Here is a 24,795-nt window from a genome sequence, read left to right as displayed (position 1 = left end):
CTACCGTGGACCCATGAGCACCGACTGGACCCGCAACCGCGTTCCCGAGACGAACCGCCCCTGGCAGGCTGACGCCGATCGTTACCAAGGGCTGGAGTACCGCCGCGTGGGCCGGTCCGGGCTGCTGCTGCCGCCGATCAGCCTCGGGCTGTGGTGGAACTTCGGTGACAACCGCACCTTCGACACGCAGCGTGAGGTGCTCCGTCACGCGTTCGACCTCGGCATCACGCACTTCGACCTGGCCAACAACTACGGCCCTCCGTACGGCTCGGCCGAGGAGAACTTCGGCCGGATGATGCGCGGCGACTTCGCCCCCTACCGCGACGAGCTGGTCATCTCGACGAAGGCCGGCTGGGACATGTGGCCCGGCCCCTACGGGTTCCTCGGCTCGCGCAAGTACCTGCTGTCCAGCCTCGACGCGTCACTCCAGCGGATGGGCCTGGACCACGTCGACATCTTCTACTCGCACCGAGCCGACCCGGACACCCCCGTGGAGGAGACGGTCGGCGCGCTCGACACAGCCGTGCGCCAGGGCAAGGCGCTCTACGTGGGCATCTCGTCCTACTCGGCCGAGCGCACCCGCCGGGCCGCGGAGGTCGCGGCCGACCTCGGCACACCGCTCGTGATTCACCAGCCCGCCTACTCGATGGTGAACCGCTGGGTCGAGGACGAGCTCCTCGACACCCTCGAGGACACCGGCATGGGATCGATCGCCTTCACGCCGCTGGCGCAGGGCCTGCTGACCGACCGCTACCTCGGCGACGAGCCGGTCGAGCGCTCCGGCGGGCGGTCGTCCTTCGACGACTCCGTGGTCGAGGCGAACCGCGACCGCCTGCGCGGGCTGGCCGACGTGGCCCGCGAGCGCGGGCAGTCCCTCGCGCAGCTCGCGATCGCGTGGGTGCTGCGCCCGGGGGCGGCCACGTCGGCCCTCATCGGCGCCTCCAGCACGAAGCAGCTCGACGAGAACGTCGCCGCCGCGGCCCACACCGACTTCACCACCGAGGAGCTCGAGCGGATCGACGAGCTGGTCGGCCACGACGCCGACGCGCGGGTCGATCTGTGGGGTGGTTCGGCTCACATCGTGTAACTCTGAGTGACCCCGTGCCGGAACTCAGGTTTTCTCGCCTAGGCTCTGCCCATGGAGAAGACCGTCGCGGCGCACGCGCACGAGCTGACGAAGACCTACGGCAAGGGCGATGCGCAGGTCCGTGCGCTCGACGGAGTCTCACTGGAGATCTACGAGGGTGAGTTCACCGCCGTCATGGGTCCGTCGGGCTCGGGCAAGTCCACGCTCATGCACTGCATGGCCGCGCTGGACACTCCCGACGGCGGCCGGGTGACGATCGGACCCACCACGCTGGCCAAGCTCGACGACAAGGCGCTCACCGTGATGCGGCGCGAGAAGATCGGCTTCGTCTTCCAGGCCTTCAACCTCGTGCCCACGCTGACGGCCGAGGAGAACATCCTGCTGCCGCTGTCGATCGCCGGTCGCAAGCCCGACGAGAAGTGGTACCGCAACGTCATCGACGCCGTCGGCCTCGCCGACCGACTCAAGCACCGCCCCAACGAGATGTCGGGCGGCCAGCAGCAGCGCGTGGCCTGCGCTCGCGCGCTCGTCAGCCGACCCTCGATCGTGTTCGCCGACGAGCCCACCGGAAACCTCGACTCCACGTCGGGCGCCGAGGTGCTCTCGTTCCTGCGTCGCAGCGTCGACGAGTTCGGCCAGACGATCGTCATGGTGACCCACGACCCCGTCGCGGCCAGCTACACCGACCGCGTGGTCTACCTCGCCGACGGCCGCGTGGTCTCCGAGCTGCGTCACCCCACGGCGGAGAAGGTGCTGGAGCGCATGAGCGTGGTGCAGCGCCGGATCGGCGCGTGACGTGCGCCGAGTCACCTGGCGCAACCTCGTAGCCCGCAAGGTCCGCCTCTTCCTGAGCGCCTTCGCGATCGTGCTGGGCATCGCGTTCCTCTCCGGATCGCTCGTGTTCACCGACACGATCGGCAAGAGCTTCGACCAGATCGCGCTGGGCACCGTCACCGACGTCGCCGTGCGCCCGCAGACCGGCGAGGGCGACGCGGTCGCGATGAGCGTCAACCGGGAGGCACGCACCATCCCGGCCTCGGTCGTCGGCCAGGTCGCGGCGCTGCCCGACGTGGCGCGCGCCGAAGGTGCCGTCAACGGCGGTGGCCTCTTCGTGGTCAAGAAGAACAACCGGCTCCTCGGCGGCACGGGCGCCCCGACCATCGCGCTCAACGCGGGCCCGGCCGACCCGATCCCCAACGCCGCGGGCGAGCAGATGCTGAGCTGGAACGGCGGCCGCCCTCCCGCGAAGGAGGGGGAGATCGCGCTCGACGCGCGCTCGGCCGAGGTCGCCGGCTACCGCATCGGCGACACCGCCAAGATCGCGCTGCCCAGCGACCCGCCGATCCTCAAGGCCGAGCTGGTCGGCATCTTCGACTTCACCTCCGGCGGCCTGGCCGGCGCGACGCTCGTGATGTTCGACGACGTGAGCGCCCAGAAGTACTTCCTCGATGGCCAGGACGCGTACAGCGTCATCCAGGTCGAGGCCAAGCCCGGAGCCACGCAGCAGCAGGTCGCCGACCAGGTCGCGGAGGTCATCCCGGAGGGGACCGAGGCGGTCACCGGCGACTTCGTCGCGCAGGAGTCCAAGGACCTCTTCGACCAGCTGCTCGGCTTCCTCAACACCTTCCTGCTCGTGTTCGCCGGCATCGCCCTCGTGGTGGGCACGTTCCTCATCGTCAACACGTTCTCGATCCTGGTCGCGCAGCGCAGCCGCGAGCTGGCCCTGCTGCGGGCCCTCGGCGCGTCCCGCCGACAGGTGAGCCGGTCGGTGCTGACCGAGGCCTTCGTCATCGGCATCATCGGCTCCACGCTGGGACTGGCGCTGGGCTTCGCCCTGGCGATGCTGCTCAAGGTGCTGTTCAGCAACTTCGGGCTCGACCTGTCGGGCACCGCCCTGGTGTTCCGGACACGCACGATCGTGCTCGCCTACGTCGTGGGCGTGCTCGTGACGATGCTCGCCGCGTGGATCCCGGCGCGCCGGGCGGCGCGGGTGCCGCCGGTGGCCGCGATGCGCGACGAGATCGCGATGCCCGAGTCGTCGCTGCGGTGGCGACTCGTGCTGGCGCTGCTCTTCGGCCTCGTCGGCGCCGGGGCGATGGCGGCCGGCTCGTGGCTCGACGTCCCCCAGCCGATCGCCTGGGTCGGTGCCGGCATCTTCTGCGTGCTCATGGCCGTGGCGCTCGGCAGCCCCATCATCGCCACCCCCGTGCTCGCGGTCTTCGGTGCGCTGTACCGGCTGCTGTACAAGTCGGTCGGCAAGCTGGCGGCGCAGAACGCCCGCCGCAACCCGCGGCGCACGGCGGCCACGGCCTCGGCGCTGATGATCGGCCTGGCGCTGGTCACCACGATGTCGATCCTGGGCGCCTCCATCAACAAGTCGATCGACGCCGGCGTCGATCGCGAGTTCTCCGCCGACTTCGTGATCCAGAACGTGAGCGGGCAGCCGTTCTCGCCGGAGATCTCCAAGAAGGTCTCCGAGGTGCCCGGTGTCGCGGGCGTCGCTCCCGTGCAGGCGATCGTGTTCCGTGCCGACGGCTCGCAGGTCTTCGCGTCGGCCACCGACCCGGTGCAGCTGGGCTCGGTCTTCGACCTCGACTACACCGCGGGAGAGGCCCCGGCGGCGGACGGCACGATCGCCCTGAGCGAGTCGCTCGCCGAGTCGCTCGGCCGCACCGTGGGCGACGTCGTCGAGCTGTCGTTCAGCACGGGCAAGGTCGAGGGCACGGTCACCGGCGTCTACTCCGACAGCAACATCGTCGGCCAGGCGGTCGTGCCGCTGTCCACCGTCACCACGGCGGGCATCAAGCGCGGCGACACGACGCTGGCGCTCAACGCCGAGCCGGGCACGGGCACGCGCACGGTGCGCGCCAACCTCGAGCGCGCGGTGGGCGAGAACCCCACGATCGTCGTCCAGGACAAGGAGAGCTACGCCGAGGCGCAGCGCTCGCAGGTCAACACCCTGCTCTACCTGATCTACGCCCTGCTCGGCCTGGCGATCGTGATCGCGGTGCTCGGCATCATCAACACGCTGGCGCTGAGCGTCATCGAGCGCACGCGCGAGATCGGCCTGCTGCGTGCCGTCGGGCTCACGCGCCCCCAGCTGCGCCGGATGGTGCGCCTGGAGTCGGTGGCGATCGCGATCCTCGGTGCCGTCCTCGGCATCGGCGCGGGCCTGCTCTTCGGCATCGCGCTGCAGCGGTCGTTCGCCGACGACGGCATCAGCGACCTGGCGATCCCGTCAGGCTCCCTGGCGGTGTTCGTCGTGGTGTCGGCGCTCGTGGGCGTCCTCGCGGCGGTGCTGCCCGCGCGGCGTGCGGCGAAGCTCGACGTCCTGCGCGCCATCACGGGCGAGTAACGGTCGACCGTCGGATTGGTCCGGAACGACGGGCCGCTGCTAGACTCGTGAGGTTGCCGTTCGAGGCAACACCCTCCTGTGACGGAAAGCCCGTCACCGCTCAGTCCAAAGGAGATCCGCAGTGTCACTGCGCAAGTACGAAGTCATGGTCATCCTCGACGCCGACATCGATGAGCGTTCCGTCGAGAAGAGCCTCTCGACCTACCTCAACAACACGGTCGTCGCCGACGGCGGCTCGGTCGATGCGATCGACGTCTGGGGCAAGCGCCGTCTCGCCTACGAGATCAACAAGAAGTCCGAGGGCATCTACGCCGTCGTCGGTCTGTCCGCCGAGCCCGCCTCGGTCAAGGAGCTGGACCGTCAGCTCTCCCTGAACGAGTCCGTCGTTCGTACGAAGGTCACGCGTCCCGACGTGAAGTGATTCTGTGGACGGAGTGATTCCGTCCCCCGAATCCGACACACTCGTCGCGAGAGCACCTCGAGAGAAGGCTGATCCATGGCAGGCGAAACCACCATCACCCTCGTCGGCAACCTGACCCGCGACCCCGAACTGCGTTTCACGCCGTCGGGCGCGGCAGTCGCCGACTTCACCGTCGCGTCCACCGCGCGCACGTTCGACCGTCAGACGAACGAGTGGAAGGACGGCGACACGCTGTTCATCCGCTGCTCGGCCTGGCGCCAGCTGGCCGAGAACGTCGCCGGCTCGCTGACCAAGGGCACCCGCGTCATCGTGACCGGTGCGCTGAAGGTCCGTGAGTACGAGCGTCAGGACGGCGGTCGTGGCACGAGCGTCGAGATGACGGTCGACGAGGTCGGTCCGTCGCTGCGCAACGCCACCGCACAGGTCACCCGCACGTCGGGTGGCGGCGGCGGCCAGGGCGGCTTCGGCGGCAACAACTCCGGAGGCTTCGGCGGCAACGCCGGCGGCAACTCCGGAGGTTTCGGTGGCGGCCAGCAGGGCGGTCAGCAGTCCGATGCCAGCGCGTGGGCCCAGCCCTCCGCGCCGCAGCAGCCTTCCGGGGGCAACGACCCCTGGGGCGGCGGCGGCAACGCCGGCGGCTCCAACGACGAGCCCCCCTTCTGATCCATCACACGTAGCAAGAACATTTCCAGGAGCATCATGGCCAAGCCCGTTGTCCGGAAGCCGAAGAAGAAGAGCAACCCGCTCGCGGCCGCCGGCGTCACCACCATCGATTACAAGGACACTGCGCTGCTGCGCAAGTTCATCTCCGACCGCGGCAAGATCCGCGCCCGTCGCGTCACCGGCGTCTCCGTCCAGGAGCAGCGCCAGATCGCCAAGGCGATCAAGAACGCGCGCGAGATGGCGCTGCTGCCCTACACGTCCAGCGGTCGCTGAGTCAGGAGCACAGAACAGATGAAGCTCATCCTCACGCACGAGGTCACGAACCTCGGCCAGCCCGGCGACATCGTCGAGGTCAAGGACGGCTACGGCCGCAACTTCCTGCTGCCGCGCAACTTCGCCATCCGTTGGACGAAGGGCGGCGCCAAGCAGGTCGAGTCGATCAAGGCTGCTCGCGACGCGCGCGCCGTGCACGACCTCGAGACCGCGCAGTCGATCAAGGGCAACCTCGAGTCGTCCGCGATCAACGTCCCCGCCCACGCCGGTGAGGGCGGTCGCCTCTTCGGCGCCGTCACCGTCACCGACATCGCCAACGCGCTGGCCGAGGCCGGCGTCAAGGTCGACAAGCGTCGGATCGAGGTCGGCAACCCGATCAAGAGCCTCGGCGCGCACACGGTCTCCGTCCGCGTGCACCCCGAGGTCGCTGCGACGGTCAAGCTGAACGTCGTCGCCTCCAAGTGATTCCCAAGACGCCGGGTCCCGCTTCACGCGGGGCCCGGCGCCTTGCTGTCGGGGCGCTGGCGGGCCTGCTGCTCGCCGGCTGTCTCGGCGGCGGTGACGACGACGCCGCGCCCGAGAAGAAGCCCGCCGAGGACACGTCGCTGCCGATGTCCGACCTGCGTCCGGCCGAGGCCGACGAGGTCCGCGACGGCGGCACCCTGCGCCTGGGCGTCTCGTCGTTCCCGGCGAACTTCAACCCCGTGCACACCGACGGCGTCGCCAGCACGGCGCCGCAGATCCTCGATCCCACCCTCGGCGGTGCCGTGCGGGTGGCCGAGGACGGCTCGTGGTCGGCCGACCCCGACTACGCCACCAGCGTGGAGGTCACCGACCGTGATCCGCTGACCGTCCGCGTCGAGCTCAACCGCAAGGCGGTCTGGCAGGGCGGCACCGCGATCACCTCGGCCGACATGGTCGCGTGGGTGGCCGCGCTGCAGGACGACGACTACGCCGCGGCGGCGCCCCCCGTCTACGACCTCGTCGAGGCCGTCGAGCCCGACGGGAAGTTCGCGTACGACGTGGTCTTCGAGGAGCCCACCGCCGACTGGCCCGCCGCCGTCTACCCCACGCTGCCGAAGGCCCACACGAAGTCGGCTGACCGGTTCAACCGCGGCATGACCGCCAAGGCGCCCTCGGCCAACGGTCCCTACCTCGTCTCGAAGATCGAGCGCCGCACCGGCACGATCACCCTCGAGCGCAACCCGCGGTGGTGGGGCCGCGCGCCGCGACTGGACTCCATTGTCTGGCGGATCGGCGAGGAGGACGTGCTCGCCCAGGCGTTCCTGGCCGGCGAGCTCGAGTCCGCCCCGGTCACGCCGGCCACCCGAGCCGACCTCGCGAAGGCCGACCTGCGCGCCTCCCGTGGCTCGGAGTGGTCGCACCTCACGATCAACGGCGGCGCCGGCCCGCTCGAGGACGCCGACGTCCGCCGCGCCGTGACACTCGCGGTCGACTCGGCCGGGATCGTCGACGACACGTCGAAGCGGTACGGCGTGCCCACCGACCCGATGACCTCGGTGGCCCTGCTGCCCGGTCAGGTCGGCTACCGGGACACCGCCCCGATCGCCCGCGACGTCGCGAAGGCCCAGAAGCTCCTCGCGAGGGCGGGCTGGCGGCGCAAGGACGGCACGGGTCCGGTGGTGCGCAAGGGCCGCCCGCTCGTCCTCACCCTGCCGGTCCCCGACACCCGCTCGGGCGCGGTCCAGCGAGCCGAGGCGATCGCCGAGGACCTGTCCGAGGTCGGCGTCCGGGTCAAGGTCACCACGGTCCCCGGTGCCACCTTCTTCGAGAAGTTCGTGATCCCGCTCAAGTTCGACCTCACCACGTTCGCGTGGCAGGTCGGGCCGTTCGACCTCGGTGACACGAAGCGGCTGTTCACCCCGATCGACAGCCCGATGAACTTCACCGGCAAGTCGTCCAAGGCCACGGGGAAGGCGTTCGACGCGGCGATCGAGGAGCTGGACGATGCCAAGCGGGCCGACGCGATCGCAAAGGTCGACAAGGTCGCGCGGGCCCAGGCGTCGATCCTGCCGCTGGCCGTGATGCCCGACGTCCAGGCCGTCGATCCCACGGTGCGCAACCTGGGCCCCTCCGCGCTGGGGCAGCTCGACTGGACCACCGTCGGATTCGCGGCGAAGAAGGGTGACTGATGGCGCGCACCCGGCGCGAGGCGGTGGCCTGGCCCACGATCCTGCGCGAGCTGCGCGTCGTGCGCGTCGCCGACGTCACGCCCACCACGCGCCGCGTGACCCTCGCGGGTGAGCAGCTCGAGGAGTTCGCCGTCGCCGGAGGCACTGCGGCGGCGTTCCGCTCTGAGGGCTTCGACGACCATGTGAAGCTGCTGGTGCCGCTCGAGGGCACCGACCGGCCTCCGCTGCCGGTGCAGGGTCCCGACCGGCTCGAGTGGGGCGGCGCGGGCGGGCGCCCGGTGGCCAAGGACTACACGCCGCGACGGTTCGCCGGCGGCGAGCTCGACCTCGACTTCGTGCTCCACGAGGGCGGGTTCGCGGCCGGCTGGGCACGGCGCGCCACCCCGGGCGACCCGGCGTGGATCGTCGGCCCCACGCGCTCGCTGCTCCTGCCCACCGGCATCGAGCGGATGGTGCTGGCCGCCGACGAGACCGCCCTCCCGGCGATCGCGCGCCTGCTCGACGCCTGGCCCGGCTCGATGGCTGCCGACGTCGTGATCGAGGTGGCGTCCCCCGAGGGGATTCAGGACCTGCCCGCGCTGCCGGGCGTCACGGTGCGCTGGGTGCACGGTGCCGAGGCCTGGATCGACGCCGTCCGCGCCCTGCCGTGGCCGGACGTCCCCACCTTCTGCTGGGTGGCCGGCGAGGCCGGCGCCGTCCGGCAGGTCCGCCGTCACCTCGCCGACGACCGCGGCGTCCCCCGCGACTGCCTCGACGCCACGGGGTACTGGCGCCGGTGACAGTTTCCCCGGTTAACCGGGGAAGCTGTCACTGAACGTGGTTCGCGAACCTCGTGAAGTGACAGGAAACCTCGTTCGGTCGGCTCAGGCGGCCTCGGGCAGCCGGGCCGCGACCGGGTGACCCTGCCACCACAGCGTCTGGTCGAGCTCGGAGCCGTCGCGAGGTGCCCACGTGCGCACCATGATCCGGTCGGTGCCCAGCTCGCGGTCGAGCCACGCGGTGCCGTTCGGGAGGTCGAGCTCGGTGCGCTCGACGTCGCCGCACGGCACCTGGCGGCGACGGCCGGGGAGCCGCCGGCCCGCGGGGCGCGTCGTGCCGCGCACGATGTGGCTGCGCAGGCCCTCGTGCGAGACGACCTCGAGGGGCCCGGTCTCACGCAGGACGCCGGCGAGCTCGTCGGTGGTGAGGACGTACACGCGCCCGACGCGGTCGGAGCCGGAACGGGCGAGTCGCGGGATGGTCCGCAGGACGGGAATGCTCATGCCTCCACGGAAGCCCCCGAACCTGTCAACCACCTGAAACGCAGGTGAACGTTCGGCGTGGGTTCAGCGGGCGGCGCCCAGGACCAGCCAGCGGTCGCCGCGCTGCCGGACCCACAGCGTCACCCACCGCGTCGCCTGGAAGAGGGCATAGGCGCCCCAGAGCCACGTGAAGCCGGCGTCGGTCTCGCGGATCCACAGTGCGACGGGTGCATAGATCAGCAGTGCGACGAGCCCGGCCCACGCCAGGTAGACCCCGTCGCCAGCGCCGATCAGCACGCCGTCGAGCACGAAGACCACGCCCGAGAGCGGTTGGATCGCCGCGACGATCAGCAGGGCCGGGACGGCGGCCGCCCGGACGTCGGCGTCGGGGCTGAAGGCGCGGGCGACCCAGGGAGCGGACACGGCGAGCAGGACGCCCGCGGCCAGGCCGAACCCGAAGCCCCACGCGATGACGCGCCGGGTGACCTCGCGGGTTTCCTCGGCGTCGCCGGCGCCGAGGGAGTGGCCGGTGAGCGTCTGGGCGGCGATCGCGAAGGCATCGAGCGCGAAGGCCAGGAGCATCACGATCGTGGTGGCGATCTGGTGGGCGGCCAGCGAGGCGTCGCCGAAGCCGGCCGCGACGAGCGTGGCCAGCAGCAGGACGGCCCGCAGGCTCAGCGTGCGCAGCAGCAGAGGGACGCCGTCGCGCCCGGCCCGCGCGACGTCAGGCCACTGCAGCCGGGCCGAGGCGTGCGTGTGCCGGCTGCGGCGGATCACCTGCCCGACGAGGGCCAGCGCGGCGGCCCACTGCGCCAGCACGAGTCCGAGCGCAGCGCCGCGCATGCCGAGGTCCGCTCCGTAGACCAGCGCGACGGTCAGCACGACGTTGAGGACGTTGGCGATGATCATGACGACGAGGGGCGTGCGCAGGTCGAGCACGCCACGCAGCGCCCCGGTGGCGGCGAGGACGAGCAGGACCGCGGGGATGCTGGCGGCCGCGACCAGCAGGTAGTCGGCGGTGAGGTCCGCGACGCGGTCGGAGCTGGCCAGGGCCGCACCCAGCGGGCGGGCCGTGAGGGCGGCCAGTGTCCCGAGCGCCATGCCGATGAGCAGGGCCAGCCAGACGCCGCCGAGGGCCGCCTCGAGGGCCCGCCGTTCGTCGCCCGCGCCCTGGTGCCGGGCGACGGTGGCGGTGCTCCCGTAGGCGAGGAAGACGCACAGGCCGACGACCGTCGACAGGATGGTGGAGGCGGCGCCGAGAGCGGCCAGCTCGGCGCGCCCGAGGTGGCCGACGATGGCCGTGTCGGCCATCAGCATGAGGGGCTCGCAGATCAGCGCGGCGAACGCCGGGACGGTGATGGCCAGGATCCGACGGTCGAGAGAGGCGTTCCGCACGGGGCGACGATACTCCTGTGACGAATGTGGTGGATTTATCGACATGTCGGCGGTCCTCGTGGTAGCCGCCGTGGAAAACTCGGACGGCGAAAATCACACCCCACCATGTTCGTTCCACACCTTGTGACTCACGTTTCCGCAGGTCAGAGGCATATGTGACCTGTGCCACACAAGGCTTTCCACAGGGTGGTCCACCGACTGTGCACACTCCCGACCGGCGTTTTCCACAGGATCGGCGGACTTGTTCACATGGCCTGTGCGCGGCTGTCTCGACCCCCGTCCCGCGGGCCCGTAAGGTCACCCGAGGTGAGGTTCTGGACCGGGGGGAGCCGGTCTTCAAGCCGGTCTTTTGTCGGACCTCGCCCGTAGGTTTTCCCCCAGCTGCCGATCACGTCGAGGAGTGCCGTGAGCGTTACCGATCTGTACGAGTCCGAACGATCTTCGGACTCCGCGGGCTCGGGCTACGTTCCGCCTCAGGACATGGCGGCCGAGCAGAGCGTCCTGGGCGCGATGCTCCTGTCGAAGAACGCGATCGACCCGGCCACCGACCTGCTCGAGAGCCGCGACTTCTACCGCCCCGCGCACGAGCTGATCTTCGACGTCATCACCGACCTGTCGGGTCGCGGCGAGCCGGCCGACGCCATCACGGTGGCCGCCGAGCTCACCCGCCGCGGCGAGATCGGCCGCATCGGCGGAGCCGCCTACCTGCACGACCTCGTCCAGGGCGTGCCGATCGCGGCCAACGTCGACTACTACGCCGAGATCGTGCACGAGAAGGCCGTGCTGCGGCGCCTCGTCGAGGTGGGCCAGCAGGTCGCCCAGCTCGGCCAGTCGGGCACGGGCGAGATCCAGGACATCGTCGACCGCGCCCAGAAGGCCGTCCTCGACGTCGACGGCACCAAGTCGGGCGAGGACTACAACGTCCTGTCCGATCTCATGTCCTCCACGATCGACGAGTTGGAGGAGCTCGAGACCCGCTCCGGCGAGGTGCACGGCGTCATGTCGGGCTTCCCCGACCTCGACCGTCTCACCACCGGCTTCAAGCCCGGCCAGATGATCGTCGTCGCCGCGCGACCGGGCGTCGGCAAGTCGACGCTCGGGCTCGACTTCGTCCGCAATGCCTCGATCCGCCAAGGTCTGACCTCGGCGATCTTCAGCCTGGAGATGACCGGCTCCGAGATCGCGATGCGTCTGCTCTCGGCCGAGGCCAAGGTGGCCATCCACCACATGCGCGCCGGCTCCATGTCGGGCCGCGACTGGGACGCGATCGGCCGCGCGATGGCCACCGTGCAGGCCGCGCCGATCATCATCGACGACAGCCCCAACATGACGATGCCCGAGATCCGCTCCAAGGCCCGCCGGATCAAGAAGCAGCACGGCCTGGACTTCGTCGTCCTCGACTACCTGCAGCTGATGACCTCGGGCAAGAAGGTCGAGAACCGCCAGGTCGAGGTCTCGGAGTTCTCTCGTCAGATCAAGCTGCTGGCGAAGGAGCTCGGCGTTCCCGTCGTCGCGATCAGCCAGCTGAACCGTGGCTCCGAGCAGCGCACCGACAAGACGCCGCAGATCTCCGACCTGCGTGAGTCCGGCTCGATCGAGCAGGACGCCGACATCGTCATGCTGCTGAACCGCCCCGACGCCCACGGCGCCGGCGAGTCCGAGCGTCCCGGCGAGGCCGACATCATCGTCGCGAAGAACCGCTCCGGCCCGGTCAACAAGGTCGCCGTGTCCTTCCAGGGCCACTACTCGCGCTTCACCCCGATGGCGCGCGAGCCCGAGAGCGCCGCAGGTGGCGCCTCGGGAGCCGACTTCGCCTGAGTGGGCCTGACAGCCGGCCGGGTGGCGTGCGGGCGCTTGCGAACGGCCTGACCGGGTACCTCCCCGACATGACTGACACGAACATCGATCTCGAAGCCGTCCAGACCGTCGTCGACCGCGTCACCTCCTGGCAGGACGGCGCCACCGAGGGCACCGTCGAGGAGGAGCTGCAGAAGGGCTTCTCCGAGGTGGGCATCGATGTGTCCGACGACCACGTGACCGCCCTCGCGGAGGCCATCCAGAGCCGGCACGGCGCTGTCGACGCCGCCGAGGTGCTCGGCCGCTAGCTCGAGCGAGAAATGATGTGCCGCTTCGGCCCATATACGGGCCGAAGCGGCACATCATTCGACCGTGACAGGCCGCCTCGCGGTGTGGGTCAGCCGGTCTTGCCGGCGATGAAGTTCACCGCTCCGACACGCGGCGTCGAGCGCGCCGTGAAGTAGGAGCGGTGGATCGCCAGGCCCGCCGCGTTGTTCAGTGCGGTGAGGTTCTGGCCCCCGCGCTTGGTCGAGCCCTGGCAGGCCGGGTCGCCCGAGAAGCAGTACGACCGCAGCCGGCCCTCGAAGGCCTTGAGGTCACCGGTGGCCCGCGTGCCGAGCATGCCGAACTTCTTGAGTCCCTTGGTCGCGACGAACGGCTCGGTGGGGTTGTACATCGGGTCGCCGTAGAACACCACGGCGGCGATCTTGCCGCGCGCGGTGGCGTTGGGCCGCACGCCGCTGCTGGCCGACAGGGCGTCGCCGATCACGTGGGCGCCCTGGGAGAACCCGATGAGCACCGTCTTCGAGTTGGGGCACTTGGTGGCGAGGTAGTTGAGCGACTTCTGCAGGTTCACCACGCCGCCGTGCCGACTGTTGTTGTAGGCCAGCCCCGCCATCCCGATGGCCGCGTTGTACTTGAGGCCCGCGATGTAGACGGTCTTCTTGCTGACGGTCTGCAGATCGCCGGCGACGGGGCCCGGGCGGCCCATGCCCGTCTTGTAGGCGTAGAGCGCGGTGCTGGTGGTTGCGGTGTTCGTCGTTCCGGCGGCCTCGTCGCTGCCGCGGACCACGACGGTGATGACGTTCGAGCACAGGCTCGAGGCGGCGGCCGCCTGGCTCGGGGGAGCCGCGAGCACCGTGACGCCGAGGATCGCCGCGGCGCCGGTGAGGGCTCCGTTGCGCAGGATCGTGAGTGGGGTCATGAAGGGTCCTTCCGCTGTGGGCCCGCTCCGTCGAGGACCCGGTGGACTCACCTTCGGGCCGGCCGGCCGCCGCCGACACCCCCGCAATCGGGGGCTGACCCGTCCGCAGCTCGGGCACGATCATCCCGCCGGGGCCACTCGAGGGGCGCGTTCGCACGGCGGCAGGTCATGATGGTCGCGATGACCGGATCGGGGACGGCGCGCGAGGGCACGGTCGCCGAGGTGTTCTGGGTGTTCCTGCGCCTGGGGCTGACCTCGTTCGGCGGACCGGTCGCGCACCTGGCGTACTTCCGCGAGGCATTCGTCGAGCGTCGCCGCTGGATGACCGACGCGGCCTACGCGGACCTCGTCGCGCTGTGCCAGTTCCTGCCGGGACCCGGATCGAGCCAGGTCGGCATGGTGATCGGCCTGCGTCGCGCCGGGGTGGGTGGGCTGCTGGCGGCGTGGTTCGCGTTCACGATGCCGTCCGCGATCCTCCTGGTGGCGTTCGCGTACGGGGTCGCCGCGTCGGGTGACGTGTCCGGGGCGGGCTGGTTGCACGGGGTGAAGGCGGCGGCGGTCGCGGTCGTCGCGCAGGCCGTGATCCAGATGGCGCGCACGCTGACGCCTGACCTCAAGCGGATCGTCATCGCCGCCCTCGGTGCGGCGGTGCTGCTCGTCGTGGCGAGCCCGGTGGCACAGGTGGGCGTCATCGTGCTGGGTGGGCTGATCGGCTGGCTCTGGCTGCGGGCGGGACGCCCCGAGGCGGTGCGCGACCTCGCCCGGGTCTCGCACCGCGGCGGGATCGCCGCGCTGACGGTGTTCACGGTGCTGCTCGTCGCACTGCCGGTCCTCGTGGCCCTCACGGACGACCCGACCCTGCGGCTGGCCGACATCTTCTACCGCACGGGCGCGCTGGTGTTCGGCGGCGGCCACGTCGTCCTGCCGCTGCTGGAGTCACAGACCGTGCAGGGCGGTCTGCTGGACGCCGACACCTTCCTCGCCGGCTACGGCGCGGCACAGGCGGTGCCCGGGCCGCTGTTCACCTTCTCGGCCTACCTCGGTGCCAGCATGGAGTCCGGTCCGAGCGGGGTGCTGGGCGCGTCGATCGCGCTGGTGGCGGTGTTCCTCCCGGCGGGCCTGCTGGTGGTGGGTGTGCTGCCGTTCTGGGACCGGCTGCGCCAGGCGCCCTCGGCTCGCCGCGTGGTGATGGGCGTCAACGCGGCCGTGGTCGGCATCCTCGCCGCGGCCCTCTACGACCCCGTGATCACGCAGGGCATCATCTCGCCCGGGACGCTGGCGATCGCCGTGGCCGTGTTCGTCTCGCAGTGGTGGAGCCGGGTCCCCGTGTGGGTGGCGGTCATCGCCGCCGCGGCCGCCGGCCAGCTCTTCCTCTGAGCGACCTACGGCAGGATCCCGATGCCCCGCAGGCGCCGCTCCATCACGGGTGCGAGCGAGCGCGTGTAGGTGGCCGTGAGGTGCTGGTGGTCACGGAACATGATCTGGCCCCGCGGCGTGACGACGCGGCACCGGCGCTTCGGGCAGTACGTCTCCTTCATCGAGATGCGGAACGCCGACCGTGATCCGTACGTCTTCCGGGCGAGCTTCACCGACGGCACGGTCCAGTCGAACCACATGACGTCGCCGACGTCGGCCGAGCACTTCCGCCAGTTCCGCGGGGCGGAGTTGCGGCGCAGACACTGCGTCGGCGAGGGGCGCGAGAGCACGAAGTTGGGAGAGTCGGAGATCGCCACCACCGGGATCCGGCGGTTGAGGGCGACCTGCCACGACCTCAGGGTGTCGGGCCCGCGCTGGGCCCGTGTGCCCGGCATCGTCGAGGCGCGGTGACTCGTCACGATCGCGCGCACGTTCTTCTGGCGGCGGATGTAGCGGGTGACGTTCGCCCGCCACGTCTGGCAGTCCTCGCGGACCCACGCCTTGAGGTTCTTGATCGGCCGCGACGACCACCCGCAGCGCGACCGGAGGATGAGGGTGACACGGATCTTCCCCGTGTCGGCCAGGCGCCGGAACGCGGGGGACAGCGCCCGCATGTGCGAGTCGCCGATCACCAGGAGGCGCGGGCCCTTGCGGCCGTAGTGGCAGGTGAGCGCCTTCGTGACGCCGGACTCCGAGCCCGAGAAGCACGCGCGGGTTCCCGGCGCGACGTCGCGCTCGGCGGCCGTGATGCTCGACAGCCGGGGGGTGTCCATAGCGGCCGCAGGGACGGCGCCCAGGACCAGCGCCGCGAGGCCGAGGACGACGACGATCCGAGCGCGCATGGCACCTCCCCGGTCTCAGGGTGCCATGCCGGGGCGCGGGCCGGGGCGCGACGTGCACACCATCGGCGCCGGCAGCGGGTGCAGTGCCGCGCACCGGGCGACAGCAGTCGCCACGCGCTTCGAGCGGGACGCCTCGGAGCTCGGGAACACGACTCCCGTCTCGCGCAGGCGCCTCTCCATCAACGGCGCGAGCGACCGGCTGTAGGTCGCCGTGAGGTGCTGGTGGTCGCGGTACATGATCTGGCCCGAGGGAGTCACGACGCGGCAGCGCCGCTTCGGGCAGTGGACGTCGCGCAGGTCGATCCGGAACGCGGCGGTCGGGCCGTACGCCCGCCGCGCCAGCACGACCGCGGGCACGGTCCAGTCGAACTTCATCACCTTGCGGACGCTCGCCGAGCAGTCGTCCCACTGCGACGGCGCCCGGTTCTCCCGCAGGCACTCGGTCGGCATCGGGCCCTTGAACGGCCAGTTGGCGGCGCCGGACAGGGCGATCACGGGGATCCGCCGCTCGAGGGCGACGCGCCACGCCTTCACCGTGTCAGGCCCGCGCTGGGAGGTTCGGCCGGCCATCGTCGAGGCGCGGTGGTGGGTGACGATGGCGCGGACGTCGTCCTGCTCGCGGATGTACCGCGCCACGTTCCTGCGCCACGTCTGGCAGTCGTCGCGGATCCACCGCGTGTCGTTCTCGACGACCCGCGACGACCACCCGCAGCGGGAGCGGATGATCAGCGTGACCCGGATCTTGCCCTCCTCGGCCAGGCGCCGCAGCGCGGGGGACACGGCGCGCAGGTGGGAGTCCCCGATGGCCAGGACGCGGGGACCCTGGTGCCCGTACTCGCACGTCAGCACCTGTGTCTCGCCGGGATGGTGGCCCGGGAAGCAGGCCTCGGTCCCGGGAGCCAGGTCGAGCTCGGCGACCGGGATGCTCGACAGCGTGGAATCGGCGGCGGCCGGCGCTGTCGCGGTCGTCAGGGCAGAGGCCACCAGGGCGAGCAGCGTCACGGTCGCCAGCGCGAGCCGGCGTGCGCGTCGTCCTCCGGGCATGGGCACCCCCCGGTACCGGTACAGCCGTGCATCCTCCTTCTCCTCAGGGTGCCACGAAGGCGCGCAGGTTTCAGGCCCGCGTCTGAGGCCCCGCGAGCGCCAGACCAGCCGCGCGGCCGGAGAAGATGCAGCCGCCGAGGAAGGTGCCCTCGAGCGCGTTGTAGCCGTGCACGCCGCCGCCGCCGAAGCCGGCCACCTCGCCCGCGGCGTACAGGCCGGGGACCGGTGCGCCGTCGGCGTCGAGCACCTGCGAGTCGAGGTTCGTCTGCAGGCCGCCGAGCGTCTTGCGTGACAGCACGTTGAGGCGCACGGCGATGAGCGGGCCGTGCGTGGGATCGAGGATCCGGTGCGGCTTGGCGACCCGCACGATCTTGTCCATCCGCGAGCGGCGCGCGTTGTGGATCGCCATCACCTGCACGTCCTTCGTGAACGCGTTGTCGAACTCGCGGTCGCGGGCGACGATCTGGCGCTCCAGGATCGTCGCGTCCAGCTGGGGCCCGCGCGCGATCTCGTTCATGCCCGTCACCAGGTCGTCGAGGGACGAGGCCACCACGAAGTCGACGCCGTGCTCCTTGAACCGCTCCACGGGCCCGGGCGCACCCTTCGCGAGCCGGGCCTTGAGCAGGACGCGGATGTCGCGGCCGGTGATGTCGGGGTTCTGCTCCGAGCCCGAGAGGGCGAACTCCTTCTCGATGATCGACTGCGTGAGCACGAACCACGAGTAGTCGTGACCGGTGGCCAGGATCTGCTTCATCGCGCCGTTGGTGTCGGCGCCCGGGACACCCGACATGCCGGTCAGCCGGCGGCCGTTCGCGTCGAACCACATCGACGACGGGCCGGGCAGGATGCGGATGCCGTGGTCGGGCCAGATCGGGTCCCAGTTGGTGATGCCCTCGGTGTAGGCCCACAGCCGGTCGCGGTTCACGATGCGGCCGCCCGCGCGCTCGGAGATCTCGAGCATGCGGCCGTCGACGTGGGCCGGGACGCCGGAGATGAGGTGCTCGGGGGCCGGACCGATCCGCTCGGTGGGCCAGTTCGCACGCATGAGTGCGTGGTTGTGGCCGATGCCGCCGGAGGTGACGACCACGGCGGCGGCGCGGTGCTCGAACTCGCCCATCACCTCGCGCGACGACTTCACGCCACGGTCGGACTCGTCGGGCTCCAGCACCGACCCGCGGACGCCGACGACCGCGCCGTCCTCGGTCAGCAGCTCGTCCACCTGGTGGCGGAACGCGAACTGCACCAGTCCTCCGGTCTCGGCCTTCAGCACCGGGTCGGCGAACGTCTCGACGAGGCGCGGCCCCGTGCCCCACGTGATGTGGAAGCGCGGCACCGAGTTGCCGTGCCCGTTGGCCGCGCCGTCGCCGCGCTCGGCCCAGCCGACCATCGGCATGACGCGGTGGCCCAGCGCCCGCAGGTAGTCGCGCTTGCCGCCGGCCGCCCACGCCACGTAGGCCTCGGCCCAGCGGCGGCCCCACACGTCCTCGTCGTCCAGGCGGTCGAACCCTGCGGAGCCGAGCCAGTCCTGCGTGGCCAGCTCGGGGGAGTCCTTGATGCCGGTGCGTCGCTGCTCGGGGCTGTCGACGAAGAAGAGGCCGCCGAGCGACCAGAACGCCTGGCCCCCGAGGTTCTTGCGGTTCTCCTGGTCGAGCACCAGCACGCGCTTGCCGGCCTGGGAGAGCTCGTGGGTGGCGACGAGGCCGGCGAGCCCGGCGCCGACGACGATGACATCGGGGGTGAAGGACATGTCGCCACGGTGACGCACGCGGGGTGCCGGCACTAGTACGTTTGTGCCGTAGTGACAAGAAGTGTTGTCAGTGAGGACGACGAGGACGAGCCGTGCCCGAGACCGTCGACCGCCGCCGCGCGATCAGCGCCCGCCTCACCGAGGGCGAGTCGGCGCTCGTCGAGACCTTCCTGACGTCGCTCGCGCGCGAGATCCCCGCCTACGCCACCTTGGACGAGCGCCAGCTCCAGGAGGTTCGCTCGATCATCGTGTGGACGCTGCACCGGGTGCTCGACCTGTGGGCGCAGGACGGAGCCCTCACCGACGAGGACATCCGGCTCTTCCGCGGCGTCGGGGCCGTCCGTGCCCGCGACGGCCGCCCGCTCTCGGCGGTGCTGCGCGCCTACCGGGTGGCGGCGACGACCTTCCTCGACGAGGTCGCCGGCCGCTTCCGCGAGGACGTCTCGGTGGACGACGTCACCTCGCTCGTGCGGGTCTGGTTCGCCGCCCTGGACGAGCTGTCCGACGCGATCTACGACGGGTACGAGTCCACGGGGCGCGTCCTCGGGTCCGACCGCGAGAGCTCGCTGCGCCAGCTGCTGACCGATCTGCTGCTCGGGCGCCAGAGCCATGCCGGAACGCTGGCGGCCCGACTGCGCGAGCTCGAGGCCGAGCTGCCCACCTCCTTCGACCTCGTCGTCATCGGCGCGTGCCCCGACCCCGTCCAGGCGGCCGCGGCCGTCGCGGGGGTCCGCGAGTCGGACGAGGGACCGCTCATCACCTCGATCCACACCGTGATGGACGGGGTCGGCGTGGTGCTGTTGGCGCACGCGGATCCCGAGGCGTTGGCCGAGCGGCTGTCGCGCCTTGGGCTCCGGGCCGCCCACCACGCCGGGGTCACGCCGCGCACCGCTCCGCGGGCCCACCGGCTGGCGCTGCACGCGGTCGGCCACGCGCCCGGCTTCGCCTGGACCGGCCCGCTGCTGGGCGCCGGCGACCTCGAGGTGGTCGCGCTGGCGTCCGGCCACCCCGACGCCGATCCCGTGCGCGCCGCCCGGGTGGTCCTGGGGCGCCTCAGCGAGGACGCCGAGGCGCTGCGCACGCTCGACACCGTGCTGCAGGCCGGTGGCGCCGCCCCCGCCGCGGCGCACCTGCACGTGCATCCGCAGACGGTCCGCTACCGGCTGGGCCGGATCGCCGCCGTGACCGGACGCGACCCCCGTGACCCCTGGAACCGCTACGTTTTCCAGACCGCGTTGATGGCATCGGGGCTCGTGTCGCAGGAGGACGGGTGAAGGTCGACCCCAAGAGGCAGATCTCCACGTACACCGCACCACGTGGTGCATTCGAGATCGTCACCGTCCCACCGATCCGCTACCTGATGATCGACGGGCACGGCGATCCGAACGAGCGCGGCCAGTACGAGGACGCCCTCACGACCCTGTATCCCGTCGCCTACAACCTGAAGTTCCTCAGCAAGCGCGAGCTCGACCGCGACTACGTCGTGCCGCCGCTCGAGGCGCTGTGGTGGGGCGACGACATGGCCGCGTTCACCACCGCGCGCGACAAGTCGCGGTGGGACTGGACGGTGCTGAGCCTCGTCCCCGACTGGATCGAGGACGCCCACGTCGACGAGGCGCGCGCCACCGTGGCCGGCAAGGGCGGCGCGCCCCGGCTGGACGTCCTGCGGGTGCAGAGGCTCGACGAGGGCCGGTGCGTCCAGACGCTGCACGTAGGTCCGTACGACGCCGAGGGCCCGGTGTTGGAGCGGATGCACGACGAGTTCATCCCCGCCCATGGCCTGCGGCTCACCGGCAGGCACCACGAGATCTACCTCAGCGACCCGCGCCGCGCCGCCCCCGAGAAGCTCCGCACGATCCTGCGCCAGCCGGTCGTCGACCTCTGAGCCGGCGGCTGCGCGGCACCTCCTACGGTGGAGGCGTGACCGTGACCCCCGCCGACGCGAACCTGGCCCGAGACCTCGTCGTGGAGGCCGCGGCGCTCGCCGCCGGCATCCGCGCCACCGGCGATCTCGGCACCCGCGCCAAGACCAACGTGTCCGACGTGGTGACCGAGGCCGATCTCGCCGCCGAGGCCCTCGTGGTGGAGCGCCTCGACCGCGAGCGCCCCGACGACGGACTGCTGGGCGAGGAGGGCACCTCGCGCGACGGCACGTCCGGCCGGCGCTGGGTGATCGACCCGGTCGACGGGACCTACAACTTCTCCACCGGGTCCGACTACTGGTGCTCGGCGATCGCGCTGGCCGAGGGGGACGAGGTCCTGCTGGGCGCAGTGGCGCACCACGCCTCGGGCACCGTGCTCGTGGGCGGTCCGGGCCTGCACACCACCCGCAACGGCGAGCCGCTGACGCCGATCGCCGACGCGCCGCTCGCCGGACTCGGCGCCGCGACCTACGCCCACCCCGGCTTCATCGGCAGCGGCGCCGGCTTCGAGGCGTGGGTGCGCGCCGCCGCGCTGCCCGCCACGATCCGGATGCTCGGCTCGGGCTCCATGGACCTCGTCGGGGTGGCCATCGGCCGGCTCGGCTGCTGGTTCCAGCACAGCACCCCCGACTGGGACTGGCTGCCCGGCACCGCGCTGGTCGCCGGCCTCGGCGGGGCCGCCGAGCGCATCGACGCCCACGGGCTGGTCTGGTCGGTCGCGGGGCCGCGCACCGCCGTGCGCGAGATCGGCGACGCCCTGCGAGGGAGCGTGGCGTGAAGGTCGTCGTCCTGACGGGCGCCGGGATCTCGGCCGAGAGCGGCCTGGCCACGTTCCGCGACGCCGACGGGCTCTGGGAGGGGCACCGGCCCGAGGACGTGGCGACGCCGCAGGCGTTCCGGCGCGATCGACGCCTGGTCCAGCGGTTCTACGACGAGCGCCGCGCGTCGCTCGGCCGCGTGCGGCCCAACGCGGCGCACGTGGCGCTCGCCCGGCTCGAGGAGGCGCTCGGCGACGACCTCCTGCTGGTGACGCAGAACGTCGACGACCTCCACGAGCGCGGCGGCTCGCGCCGCGTGCTGCACATGCACGGCGAGCTGCGCCGGGTGCGGTGCCAGCGCTGCGAGTCACGGCACGCCTGGGAGGGCACGCTGGCCGACGAGCCCCGCTGCCCGTCCTGCAACCGGCGGCGGGCGCTGCGACCCGACATCGTCTGGTTCGGCGAGTACCCCCACGGGATGGACGAGATCCACGAGGCGCTGACCGAAGTGGACGTGTTCGCCGCGATCGGCACCTCCGGCGTGGTCTACCCAGCTGCGGGGTTCGTCGACTACGCCCACGCAGCCGGCGCCACCACGGTGGAGCTCAACCTCGTCCCGACCCCGAACGGCGACTTCCACACCACCTACGAGGGCCCGGCCACCGAGGTCGTCCCGCGCTGGGTGGACCACCTGCTCGGGACCTGAGCCACTGGCGGGGTCAGGCGCCGAGCGGGCCGCCGCCGGGAGGTGCGGCCTCGAGCACCTCGACCTCGTCGCCGACGCGGACCACCGCACCGGGCGTCTCGGGGATGAGGTTCACCGCGAACCACGCCTTCTTCCCGAACCGCCGGGTGCGGGCGAGCGTGCGCAGCGGCTCCTTGCCGCCGGTCACCGCGCCCGAGCCGTGATCGGCCTCCAGCGTGGTGATGACGCAGCGCGCGCAGCCCTTCACCGCGCGGAACGTCGCATCGCCGACCCGCAGCAGGCGCCAGTCGTCCTCGGCCCACGGCAGGTCGCCGTCCACGACGAGGTTCGGTCGCATCCGCGACATCGGGACCGGCTCACCGCCGCCCTCCTCGATCGACGCGTTGAGGGCGGCCAGCGACGCCTCGGTCGCGACGAGCAGCGGGTAGCCGTCGGCGAGGCTGACGCGGTCCTCGGGGCGCGCGAAGCCGGTGATCGGCCGGCGGGTGGGGTCGTCGAGGTGGACCAGCCGGACCGCCCCGCCGAGCAGCTCGCTCAGCCAGGCCGACGCGTCGGTGGCCTCGGCGGCGGTGAACTCCGTCTTCCACAGCCTGACCGGCACCTGGCGTGCCGGATCGGGCGGTGCGACCTCGAACGGCGCGGCCCCGGGCGCGCTGAGGTGCAGGCCGCCGTCAGTGAGCCGCGGGTGCACCGTGAGCAGCCGGTGCGACTCGCGCGCGGAGATGAAGTGGCCCGCCTCGTCCACCACCATCCAGCGGCGGTCGCCGACGAGTCCCCACGGCTCGACCTCGGCCGCCGCGAGGTCCTCGACCCGGGCGGACTTCAGGGGGTAGCGGTGCAAGGAGGTGAGGCGCACCGGTTCAGGCTACGGGTGCGAGAGCGGTGCTGGGCCGGTCCCACCGAGGTCTGCGACGATGTCAGGCGTGGACAGTCGATCCGAGGCCCTCAGCCGGGCGTCCTCACGATCGTCCGCACGCCGCGCCGAGCGCGGCATCGCCCTCGTCGCCCCCACGATGCGTGCCGTGGTGCTGGTGCAGATCCTGCTCGCCGCCGCCTCCGGCGCCGGCGTCGCGGAGCACCGCGGTGCCTACTGGGCACTGACGCTCTCCGTCGTCGCGGTCTCGCTGCTGCTGATCGTGCAGTGCCTGGTCACCGGCTCGGTGCGCCGCGGCGCCTGGCACGTGCCCGACCTGCTGCTCGCGTGGCTCGCCGTTCCCGCGATGAACCTGCTGCTGCCCGACCCGTTCGTCGTGGGCACGTGGGAGGCGTGGGCCTCGGGCTTCGCCGTCAACGTCGGGGCGCTGGCGGCCGCGTGGCTGCCGCCCGGAGTGGCGATGGTCCACGGCGTGGCGCTCGGCGGCTGGTACCTCGCCTGGACCCTCACGGCGAACACCACGTCGTGGGAGACCAGCCTCAGCAATGCGCTCACGATCCCCGGCTACGCCCTCGTCGTCGCGCTGCTGACCCACTACCTGCGCGGCCTCGCGGTGGACGCCGACCAGTCCCGCGAGGACGCCGTCGCCGCCACGCGCGCCCTCGAGCTGGAGCGCTACCAGCTCACCGTCCACGACGCCTCGAGCATCCTGCGGCTGCTGTCCGACGAGGACACTCCTGCCGAGGTGCTGCCGGGGCTGCGGCTCCAGGCCGACCGTGAGGCCCAGCGACTGCGCACGTACCTCGGTGCCGAGCCGGCACGGATCGACTCCTCGGCCCGCACCGTCGGGACCATGCTCGCGCACGCGCTCGAAGGGTTCGAGGACCTGCCGGTCGAGCCGGCCGTGGCCCTCGGCGCCCACGTGGAGCTGGACGACGCGGTGTGGACGGCCGTCGGACGGGCGGTCACCACCGTCCTGCACAACGTGCGGCTGCACGCGAAGGCGGACCAGGTGGTGGTGCACGCCGACACCGACGGCTCCACGTGGGAGGTCGTGGTGTCCGACGACGGGGTGGGCTTCGACCAGGGGAACCAGCCGCTCGGCTTCGGTCTCGACACGCAGGTCGGCCAGGCGCTGCGCGACGTCGGCGTGACCGTGGACGTCAGCTCGGCGCCGGGCCGCGGAACCTCGGTGACCATCACCGGGCCGGTGGCGGAGGTGGACGCATGACCGTGCGACGCACCCGCGTGGTGGTGATCGACGACAGCACCGTGATCCGCGGCGGTTTCGCCACCGTGCACCCGGGGCTCGACGTCGTGGCGACCTACGCCAGCGTGGAGGACTTCGAGGCCGCGCCGGTGCACTGCGACGTCGTCGTCCTCGACCTGCTGCTGCGCGGCCCCCAGGGCACGTCGACCACCACCAAGCAGGGCCGCGCGGCCATCCGCGCCCTGCGCGAGCGCGGGCTGCGGGTGTGCCTCTACACCGATGAGCGCCGCCCCATCGTGCTCGCGCTGTGCCTGCGTGCCGGCGCGCTCGGCGTGGTCCACAAGGCCGACCCGCCCCACGTCACGATGCAGGCGATCGAGGACGTCCGCAGCGACCGCGTCGTGGTCACCCAGTCGCTCGTCGGGCTGACCGAGCTGCTCGACCGCCGCGGCGCCCGGCTCGACCTCAGCACCCGTCAGCGCGAGGTGATCTCGGGCCGCGCCCGCGGCCGGCACTGGGCCGACATCGCCGCCACCCTCTACATCACCGAGGACACCGCCCGGGAGCACTACCGGGTGGCCTGCCGCAAGCTGCGCGACTACCTCCAGCACACCAGCCCGGGCGACATCGAGCGCGCGGTGGGGCTCGCCCCGGGGGACGTCCTCGACGAGGAGTGACCCCCCGATT

Annotated in this window: 25 protein-coding genes; 18 read left to right on the top strand and 7 right to left on the bottom strand. The window is 71.8% G+C overall.

Annotation, left to right across the window (positions count from 1 at the left end; genetic code table 11):
* The first annotated feature begins 13 nt into the window (after positions 1-13).
* The 9 genes from mgrA (at position 14) to ACY1JX_RS09825 (ending at position 8,731) form a co-directional block, all read left to right on the top strand.
* Positions 14-1,087 (top strand): L-glyceraldehyde 3-phosphate reductase, encoded by a 1,074-nt coding sequence (gene mgrA, locus ACY1JX_RS09865; protein WP_462563870.1) that lies wholly within the window; start codon positions 14-16, stop codon positions 1,085-1,087.
* A 51-nt stretch (positions 1,088-1,138) separates the two neighbouring features.
* Positions 1,139-1,882 (top strand): ABC transporter ATP-binding protein, encoded by a 744-nt coding sequence (locus ACY1JX_RS09860; RefSeq protein ID WP_078699654.1) that lies wholly within the window; start codon positions 1,139-1,141, stop codon positions 1,880-1,882.
* Position 1,883: 1 nt separating this feature from the next.
* On the top strand, positions 1,884-4,442 hold the full coding sequence (locus ACY1JX_RS09855; protein ID WP_286930680.1) for an ABC transporter permease: 2,559 nt from the start codon (positions 1,884-1,886) through the stop codon (positions 4,440-4,442).
* 127 nt (positions 4,443-4,569) lie between these two features.
* Entirely contained in the window at positions 4,570-4,863 is a 294-nt protein-coding gene (gene rpsF / locus ACY1JX_RS09850; protein ID WP_078701340.1) for a 30S ribosomal protein S6, read from the top strand.
* 75 nt (positions 4,864-4,938) lie between these two features.
* On the top strand, positions 4,939-5,526 hold the full coding sequence (locus ACY1JX_RS09845) for a single-stranded DNA-binding protein (RefSeq protein ID WP_078699656.1): 588 nt from the start codon (positions 4,939-4,941) through the stop codon (positions 5,524-5,526).
* 36 nt (positions 5,527-5,562) lie between these two features.
* Positions 5,563-5,799: a 30S ribosomal protein S18 gene (gene rpsR, locus ACY1JX_RS09840; RefSeq protein WP_067861076.1), complete on the top strand. Its 237-nt coding sequence runs from the start codon at positions 5,563-5,565 to the stop codon at positions 5,797-5,799.
* An 18-nt stretch (positions 5,800-5,817) separates the two neighbouring features.
* Entirely contained in the window at positions 5,818-6,264 is a 447-nt protein-coding gene (gene rplI, locus ACY1JX_RS09835) for a 50S ribosomal protein L9 (protein WP_078699657.1), read from the top strand.
* Entirely contained in the window at positions 6,261-7,952 is a 1,692-nt protein-coding gene (locus tag ACY1JX_RS09830) for an ABC transporter family substrate-binding protein (RefSeq protein ID WP_462563869.1), read from the top strand. Before rplI ends, ACY1JX_RS09830 begins: the two co-directional genes overlap by 4 nt.
* On the top strand, positions 7,952-8,731 hold the full coding sequence (locus ACY1JX_RS09825; RefSeq protein ID WP_462563868.1) for a siderophore-interacting protein: 780 nt from the start codon (positions 7,952-7,954) through the stop codon (positions 8,729-8,731). Before ACY1JX_RS09830 ends, ACY1JX_RS09825 begins: the two co-directional genes overlap by 1 nt.
* A gap of 84 nt (positions 8,732-8,815) precedes the next feature.
* On the opposite strand, the gene ACY1JX_RS09820 is transcribed toward ACY1JX_RS09825, so the two are convergent.
* Positions 8,816-9,214: a hypothetical protein gene (locus tag ACY1JX_RS09820; RefSeq protein ID WP_181753621.1), complete on the bottom strand. Its 399-nt coding sequence runs from the start codon at positions 9,212-9,214 to the stop codon at positions 8,816-8,818.
* Between the two features lie 63 nt (positions 9,215-9,277).
* Positions 9,278-10,588, bottom strand: a complete 1,311-nt coding sequence (locus ACY1JX_RS09815) for an MATE family efflux transporter (RefSeq protein ID WP_462563866.1) — start codon at positions 10,586-10,588, stop codon at positions 9,278-9,280.
* Positions 10,589-11,068: 480 nt separating this feature from the next.
* Here ACY1JX_RS09815 and dnaB point away from each other — a divergent pair, with 480 nt between their 5' ends.
* Positions 11,069-12,406, top strand: a complete 1,338-nt coding sequence (gene dnaB / locus ACY1JX_RS09810) for a replicative DNA helicase (RefSeq protein WP_181753625.1) — start codon at positions 11,069-11,071, stop codon at positions 12,404-12,406.
* 68 nt (positions 12,407-12,474) lie between these two features.
* The gene (locus ACY1JX_RS09805; RefSeq protein ID WP_286930654.1) at positions 12,475-12,693 is read left to right on the top strand and encodes a hypothetical protein; all 219 of its coding nucleotides are present in this window, start codon (positions 12,475-12,477) and stop codon (positions 12,691-12,693) included.
* Between the two features lie 89 nt (positions 12,694-12,782).
* Here the strand turns inward: ACY1JX_RS09805 and ACY1JX_RS09800 are convergent, their stop codons facing one another.
* Positions 12,783-13,589 carry a cutinase family protein gene (locus ACY1JX_RS09800; RefSeq protein WP_462563865.1) on the bottom strand — a complete coding sequence of 269 codons (807 nt, stop codon included), beginning with the start codon at positions 13,587-13,589 and terminating at the stop codon, positions 12,783-12,785.
* 180 nt (positions 13,590-13,769) lie between these two features.
* Here ACY1JX_RS09800 and chrA point away from each other — a divergent pair, with 180 nt between their 5' ends.
* A complete protein-coding gene (gene chrA, locus ACY1JX_RS09795; RefSeq protein WP_462563864.1) occupies positions 13,770-14,966 on the top strand; it encodes a chromate efflux transporter in 1,197 nt (398 codons plus the stop codon).
* Between the two features lie 5 nt (positions 14,967-14,971).
* Here the strand turns inward: chrA and ACY1JX_RS09790 are convergent, their stop codons facing one another.
* From ACY1JX_RS09790 to ACY1JX_RS09780, 3 genes are all read right to left on the bottom strand, one after another.
* Positions 14,972-15,847 carry an SGNH hydrolase domain-containing protein gene (locus tag ACY1JX_RS09790; protein WP_462563863.1) on the bottom strand — a complete coding sequence of 292 codons (876 nt, stop codon included), beginning with the start codon at positions 15,845-15,847 and terminating at the stop codon, positions 14,972-14,974.
* A gap of 15 nt (positions 15,848-15,862) precedes the next feature.
* Positions 15,863-16,891, bottom strand: a complete 1,029-nt coding sequence (locus ACY1JX_RS09785) for an SGNH hydrolase domain-containing protein (RefSeq protein ID WP_462563862.1) — start codon at positions 16,889-16,891, stop codon at positions 15,863-15,865.
* 70 nt (positions 16,892-16,961) lie between these two features.
* A complete protein-coding gene (locus ACY1JX_RS09780) occupies positions 16,962-18,638 on the bottom strand; it encodes an FAD-binding dehydrogenase (RefSeq protein WP_462563861.1) in 1,677 nt (558 codons plus the stop codon).
* 92 nt (positions 18,639-18,730) lie between these two features.
* Between ACY1JX_RS09780 and ACY1JX_RS09775 the strand changes: the two genes are divergently transcribed.
* Genes ACY1JX_RS09775 through ACY1JX_RS09760 form a run of 4 tightly spaced genes read left to right on the top strand, consistent with a single transcriptional unit; the run spans position 18,731 to position 22,024 of the window.
* The gene (locus tag ACY1JX_RS09775) at positions 18,731-19,912 is read left to right on the top strand and encodes a helix-turn-helix domain-containing protein (RefSeq protein ID WP_181753638.1); all 1,182 of its coding nucleotides are present in this window, start codon (positions 18,731-18,733) and stop codon (positions 19,910-19,912) included.
* A complete protein-coding gene (locus ACY1JX_RS09770; RefSeq protein WP_181753640.1) occupies positions 19,909-20,523 on the top strand; it encodes a GyrI-like domain-containing protein in 615 nt (204 codons plus the stop codon). Before ACY1JX_RS09775 ends, ACY1JX_RS09770 begins: the two co-directional genes overlap by 4 nt.
* A 35-nt stretch (positions 20,524-20,558) precedes the next feature.
* Positions 20,559-21,338 (top strand): inositol monophosphatase, encoded by a 780-nt coding sequence (locus tag ACY1JX_RS09765; protein WP_181753642.1) that lies wholly within the window; start codon positions 20,559-20,561, stop codon positions 21,336-21,338.
* Positions 21,335-22,024, top strand: a complete 690-nt coding sequence (locus ACY1JX_RS09760; protein ID WP_181753644.1) for an NAD-dependent deacylase — start codon at positions 21,335-21,337, stop codon at positions 22,022-22,024. Before ACY1JX_RS09765 ends, ACY1JX_RS09760 begins: the two co-directional genes overlap by 4 nt.
* 13 nt (positions 22,025-22,037) lie before the next feature.
* On the opposite strand, the gene ACY1JX_RS09755 is transcribed toward ACY1JX_RS09760, so the two are convergent.
* Positions 22,038-22,880: an MOSC N-terminal beta barrel domain-containing protein gene (locus ACY1JX_RS09755; protein ID WP_181753646.1), complete on the bottom strand. Its 843-nt coding sequence runs from the start codon at positions 22,878-22,880 to the stop codon at positions 22,038-22,040.
* 67 nt (positions 22,881-22,947) lie between these two features.
* Between ACY1JX_RS09755 and ACY1JX_RS09750 the strand changes: the two genes are divergently transcribed.
* Positions 22,948-24,129, top strand: coding sequence for a sensor histidine kinase (locus tag ACY1JX_RS09750; RefSeq protein ID WP_181753648.1), 1,182 nt, complete (start codon positions 22,948-22,950; stop codon positions 24,127-24,129).
* Entirely contained in the window at positions 24,126-24,785 is a 660-nt protein-coding gene (locus tag ACY1JX_RS09745) for a response regulator transcription factor (RefSeq protein WP_181753650.1), read from the top strand. The genes ACY1JX_RS09750 and ACY1JX_RS09745 overlap by 4 nt, the downstream gene beginning before the upstream one ends.
* Positions 24,786-24,795 lie beyond the last annotated feature (10 nt).

The sequence above is a fragment of the Aeromicrobium sp. JP4 genome, assembly GCF_054957925.1.
The sequence above is the reverse complement of the archived record's forward strand: the minus strand, read 5'-3'. Positions and strand labels throughout refer to the sequence as shown.